Source organism: Microcystis flos-aquae FACHB-1344, assembly GCF_014698375.1.
GTDB lineage: Bacteria > Cyanobacteriota > Cyanobacteriia > Cyanobacteriales > Microcystaceae > Microcystis > Microcystis aeruginosa.
In genome coordinates, this window is the sequence record NZ_JACJSW010000133.1 from 1 (window position 1) to 6,180 (window position 6,180).

At 39.4% G+C, this 6,180-nt stretch carries 4 protein-coding genes; 3 read left to right on the forward strand and 1 reads right to left on the reverse strand.

Annotated features, from left to right (window positions below):
- Window positions 1–57: 57 nt before the first annotated feature.
- A complete protein-coding gene (locus tag H6G48_RS11655; protein ID WP_190721834.1) occupies window positions 58–1,536 on the forward strand; it encodes an ArnT family glycosyltransferase in 1,479 nt (492 codons plus the stop codon).
- Window positions 1,537–1,641: 105 nt separating this feature from the next.
- Window positions 1,642–3,354 carry a hypothetical protein gene (locus H6G48_RS11660; RefSeq protein ID WP_190721835.1) on the forward strand — a complete coding sequence of 571 codons (1,713 nt, stop codon included), beginning with the start codon at window positions 1,642–1,644 and terminating at the stop codon, window positions 3,352–3,354.
- Between the two features lie 67 nt (window positions 3,355–3,421).
- Here the strand turns inward: H6G48_RS11660 and H6G48_RS11665 are convergent, their stop codons facing one another.
- Window positions 3,422–3,913 carry a hypothetical protein gene (locus tag H6G48_RS11665; protein ID WP_002795747.1) on the reverse strand — a complete coding sequence of 164 codons (492 nt, stop codon included), beginning with the start codon at window positions 3,911–3,913 and terminating at the stop codon, window positions 3,422–3,424.
- A gap of 192 nt (window positions 3,914–4,105) precedes the next feature.
- Here H6G48_RS11665 and uvrB point away from each other — a divergent pair, with 192 nt between their 5' ends.
- Complete coding sequence (gene uvrB, locus H6G48_RS11670) at window positions 4,106–6,109, forward strand: excinuclease ABC subunit UvrB (protein ID WP_190721837.1); 2,004 nt, start codon at window positions 4,106–4,108, stop codon at window positions 6,107–6,109.
- Window positions 6,110–6,180 lie beyond the last annotated feature (71 nt).

Genomic DNA, 6,180 nt, shown 5'->3' on the forward strand with positions numbered 1-6,180 from the left:
TGTCAACATATCAGCTATGTACACTGGTTTAGGAAAATTGTCTATTCAATCTGAAAAATGGCGTTCTGGGGTTGTCATGTTCTTAAATGTAAAGTTTTGTTACGAGATTCAACATTTCTGGTGCCTTGGTTTCATAAACCCCCCCTATTTATCTGGTCAACCGCTGCTTTTTTTCAATTATTTGGGGTTGACGAATTTTGGGCAAGAGCCGCTTCGGCTTTATCGGGAGTCGCCTTAATTGCTATTATCTATTTAATTGGTAAAAAAGTTTATGGATATTGGGCAGGAGTTTTTGCTTCGTTGATTTTGTTGGCAAGTTATCAATTTGTCCATTCTGCTCGGTTTGGTACCACCGATATGATGTTGACATTCTTTCTGTTTCTATCACTTTACGGTTATCTTCATCTTCGCCAAGGCAATCAAAAATGGTGGTATTTTATTGGTACTGCTTGTGCCTTGGCTTTTATGGTTAAAGGTTTTGCTGCCATTGTTGCACCAGCTGCCATTATGATAACGCTGTTGATTGAAAGACAGTTATTAACTACTTTTAAATCAAGGCATTTTTGGCAAAGTATTGTCTTGGCTACTTTGATAATTCTTCCCTGGCATTTAACAGTGCTGCTACAGCATGGACAGGCTTTTTTGGGGAAATACTTAGGTTATCATGTAATTGAACGGGCAACCCGCCCCCTCGAGGGAAACAGTGGAGACTTTCTCTCATATTTCCGAACAGTTCTTCAATCCTTTTTTCCTTGGGTTTATCTAATTCCTTTTGCATTTATCCTCAGTGTTAAAGATACTTTAAAGCCCCATAGCTCGTCAAGAGTTCTAATCGTTTTCTTTCTGGTGGTTTTTGGTCTATATAGTTTGGTATCAACCAAATTAAGCTGGTATATTCTTCCCCTTTATCCGATTTTTGCAATTTTTATCGGTTATTTATTTCAAAAGGCACAAGCTTCTTCTACTGCTCGTTCGTGGATATTGATTAGTATAGCAACTGTAGCTTTAGTTATTTTCCCTTTAACACCTCTCAAAATTGTTGGTATTATCAGTCCTTCAGTTAAACAGATAGTAGCAGTTTTCTGTTTTGTGATTGCTGCCACTCTACTTGTTCTCATTTTACTGAAAAGGCTTACTCCTAAATCGGCGACTATTTTACTATTTGCAGTTTTTGTCTTTTCTGGAATCAGAGAAGTTAGAGGACTTTACACTGCAAGAGTAACTCCCCTAGCTGCTTTAGCAGAAGTGGCAGGGCAAGAGGATTTTAGTAAGAAAAATACCTTAATAATTGCTAAGTTATCTGCTGATCTTAATCACCCCAGTGCCTTATTTTATAGTAATAGACCGATTTGGTGGGTGAGGAGTGCCGAAGAACTTAAAACTGCCGTCAATAGCGATAAAAATCATGAAATTATTATGAGTCAAGAAGATTTTGATAATTTATCTTCTGACTATGAAATTCAAGTATTATCTGAAAAAGCTAGTCTAGTTTATGCTAAAATTTACCCTAAGAACTTTCGTGAAATAAATAAGTAAAAAATCTATTTTATAGATAGTAATTATTTAATTTTGTGGCTTGAGATAGCTAAAACATGGGATTAGATAATCAGTAAAAAATTAAAATCTTCTGCTGCCCTGATCATGAATATACTTGTTAGTCTTGCTCGATTACATAGAAAACAACTTAGTTTCGCTCTTCTGGTGTTTTTGATTATAGGTAGCACTTGGTTAGCTTTCTTATTCGCTCCAGAAAGAACAAATGATGGTCTTGTTCATTTATTTTGGAATAGTTTTTGGGCAGAGCAAGTTAAGTCTGGAGACTTATTCCCAAAATGGTATGCTCAAGGCTATGGAGGCTATGGAAATGCAGCATTTTTATTCTATCCTCCTCTTTTAAGATATGTAGCTTTTCCCTACCATTTGCTCGGATTTTCTCCAGTTGTTGCTCTAAGATTTACCGTGCTAACTATTTTGCTTATCAATATAATTAGTGCCTCAACTTTAGCAGCATATTTATTCAAAAGAAGGGGCATACTTTACTATCAACTAATTATTACTTTAGTAATTAATCCTTACCTATTTTACTGTTTATTTTGGCGCGGAGCATTAGCAGAGTGCTTGGCTATTGCTTTAATGCCTTTTTTTGTGACCGCACTTCTAAAAGTTTCTACTAGGATTACTTTTGCTAATGGTTTAGCATTAACAATTACAACTTCTTTGATAGCATTAGCTCATCTACCCAGTCTGATTATTATATTTTTTTTGTTTGGTATTTATTCGGTAATTATCCTGTTAAAAAATAGAAATTTTCGAGATTTTGGCTGGCGGATTTTCTTCTTTATAATTGGTATAACTTTTTCTTTTCCTTACCTAGTTCCTGCGGTTTTTAGTTTAAAAGAAATTCGTCAACCAGTAGGAACTTCTCTGGGGGATTGGGTGGCTTTTGGTAATAACTTTGATCAAAATCGACATACTTTTATAATTAGTATCATTTTCAGCATCTATCTAATGATTTATATCTTAAGTGTTCGAGCAGTTTGGCAGAGAAGAAATAAATTAGAAAAATTTGATTTTGATCCAGTTGCTCTCATAGTTTTGTCGGGACTGAGTTTATGGATGATTTCACCTCTTTCTTTACCATTCTACAAAATCATCTTTCCCCTGCAAAAAATCCAGTTTCCCTTTCGCTTTATTGCCGTGGCAGCGGGTTTAGTTTCTACTTTGGCAATTCTCTCTATTTCCGTGAATTTTAACCAGTTCAAAAAACGGCTTTTAGTCAGCTTGTTAGTCATTGCTGGTTTGTCTATTCCCCATTATCTTTTATTATCAAGTGTTCTAACTCCTCTTTACCAAGATTCCCAACCCAAAGAACAACTCAATAACTTGATTACTGCCAGGATTAAACAGCCATCTTATCAATCCCAAAGAACAGCAACGGCTAATTTTTTACCAGTAGAACCAATTAAAGTCGGAGGTAAAGGATTTAATCTAGCGGCCGGTCTCTTAATTATCCCAGATGTGGTAGATTATCTTCCCGCTGCCCTGAGTGAGAAAACCCCTTTCTGGAAATTTCAAGGTAATACCGTTTCTCCTGCTCAAGGTTATCAAGACCATTATGTTCGCAATGGTGACGGTCAATTAGCTATGGTCAAAGCTTCTTTATATAATCGTATTTGGGATTGCCAAATCGTCTCAGATACTCAGGTTGATCTGGGAATTACTTATTTTAGTCACTGGCACTTTGAAACTAACCCCAAGGGAATGATTAGCAGTCAGGGAATCTCTCAGGATGGCTTATTTGCTCTGCAATTAAAACCGGGAAAATACCAACTAATTGCCCAATATCGTGATTAACTAAAGGGAAAAAAAATAAATTCCCCGTCCGGGACAGGGAAAAAATCTATCTTGATCAACAAAACAATTAATCCAAAAATCCCATTAAAGTTTCGGGATCATCGATTTCATTGGAAGCAACGGGACGATTACCCATGACTGTATAAGTTTCGCTAATGTGCAGATGACTGAGAGCGATCGGACGATTGCCAGAAATCGCTAGAGTGCTACTGACTTCCATACCACTAGAGCCGACAGGACGCAATCCACCGACGGAAGAATAGGTACTAACCACTTTCAGATGGCTAACTTCCACGGGACGGCTCCCGGGTAACATTTCATCTTCCGTGAAGTGAAGATGGCTAGTACCAACAGGACGATTTTCGGGTAAGCGATGTTCAGGTTGATAGAATTTTAAGGCTTTGGAAGCCGATTCAGCGTTGTTTTTCACCGAAAGGGCGACCACTTCTTTATCTTTGGCGGTTTTAGCCGTAGTAGCTTTACCGCGTGGGCTGCTGGTCTTTTCTTCTGTGGTTGCTGGGGTTTGAGTCCCGTTCGTTTCTAGATTTTCCACCGTCATAACCTGATACTCCTTTCCGTTAATAGCTTCGGGGAAACGATAAGATTTAAGTTTAGGGTATTCTCGAAGACTTTTAATCTTTTTTTAAAATCCTCTCTAATATTAAGATACATCTTTCTTTCCCCAAAACCCTATAAGTGTTGGTAATTTGATTGATAATTTATTTTGCCTGTTCTCTACACCTAGCCGCTAATGTCCGCTTTTCAACTACAAGCACCCTTTCAACCCACTGGGGATCAACCGGCAGCGATCAATAAATTGGTAGATTCCCTGCAAAACCAGCAGCGTTTCCAAACCCTCTTAGGGGCAACCGGCACCGGCAAAACCTTCACCATTGCCGCCGTCATCGAGAAAATTGGCAGGCCTACCCTCGTTCTTGCCCATAATAAGACCCTGGCGGCCCAATTATGCAACGAATTGCGGCAATTTTTCCCCAATAACGCCGTGGAATACTTTATCAGCTATTACGACTACTATCAACCGGAGGCTTACATTCCCGTCAGCGATACCTACATCGAAAAGAGTTCTTCGATTAATGATGAGATCGATATGCTGCGCCATTCGGCCACGCGATCGCTATTTGAACGCAGGGATGTGATCGTCGTCGCTTCCATTAGTTGTATTTATGGTTTGGGAATGCCAGCAGAATACCTGAAAGCGGCGATTTCCTTAACAGTTGGTCAAGAGTTCGACCAAAGGCAATTATTACGGGCCTTGGTGTCAGTGCAGTACAATCGCAATGATTTAGAGTTAACTCGCGGTCGTTTTCGTCTGAAGGGCGATATTTTGGAAATTGTTCCCGCTTACGAGGATCGGGTGATTAAAATTGATTTTTTTGGCGATGAGATTGAAAGTATTCGTTATCTCGATCCCCTGACGGGGGAAGTTTTGCAAAAATTAGAGAGAATTAGTATTTATCCGGCCCGTCACTTTGTTACCCCGGAGGAGCGTTTAGAGGTGGCTTGTCGGGATATTAAAACCGAGTTAGATAACCGTTTATTGGAGTTAGAAAAAGCGGGCAAATTACTGGAAGCGCAACGTTTGGACCAACGGACTCGTTATGATTTAGAAATGTTGCAGGAAGTGGGTTATTGTAATGGCGTGGAAAATTATTCGCGGCATTTAGCGGGTAGGTTAGCGGGGGAACCGCCGGAATGTTTGGTGGATTATTTTCCTCAAGATTGGTTATTAGTTGTGGATGAGTCTCATGTCAGTGTGCCGCAAATTCGCGGGATGTATAATGGCGATCAATCACGAAAAAAAGTTTTGATCGATCACGGGTTTCGTTTACCCAGTGCTGCGGATAATCGTCCTTTGAAGTCGGAAGAATTTTGGCAGAAAGTTAATCAATGTATTTTTGTTTCGGCCACTCCGGGAGATTGGGAATTAGAACAGTCAGAAAATCGCATTGTCGAACAAATTATCCGACCGACGGGAGTTTTAGACCCAGAGATTTTTGTGCGACCAACCGAGGGACAAGTAGATGATTTATTAGGGGAAATTAAGGAGCGAGTGCGGTTAAATGAACGGGTTTTGATTACCACTTTAACTAAACGCATGGCGGAAGATTTAACCGAATACTTGCAAGAAAGGGGAATTAAAGTTAGATATCTACATTCGGAAATTCAATCAATTCAACGGATTGAAATTATCCAAGACCTGCGAGAAGGGGTCTTTGACGTGCTGATCGGCGTGAATTTGCTTCGCGAGGGGTTAGACCTGCCGGAAGTGTCTTTAGTGGCGATTTTAGACGCAGATAAGGAAGGATTTTTAAGAGCTACCCGCTCTTTAATTCAAACTATCGGCCGGGCTGCTCGTCATATTCGCGGTCAGGCAATTCTTTACGGAGATAATCTCACCGATAGTATGATTAATGCGATCGAAGAAACCAAGAGACGGCGCGCTATTCAACAGGAACATAACCAAAAACATGGGATTATTCCGCAACCGATTGTTAAAAGGTCAAGTAATTCAATTTTGGCTTTTCTGGATATTTCCCGTCGCCTAAATTCCCAACAATTAGAGCAGGTTTGTGAGAATATAGAAGAGCTTTCTTTGGAACAAATTCCCGAGTTAATTCAACAACTAGAAGCGCAAATGAAAGAAGCGGCGAAAAATCTAGAATTCGAGTCAGCAGCTAAATATCGTGATCGAATTAAGCAATTACGAGATAAGTTATTAAATCATGTTAGATAAACCTATGACTAGATTTATTCATGACCAGTTTGCCAAAGATTATCTCGAAGAATTATTATCTTCTCTGGGAG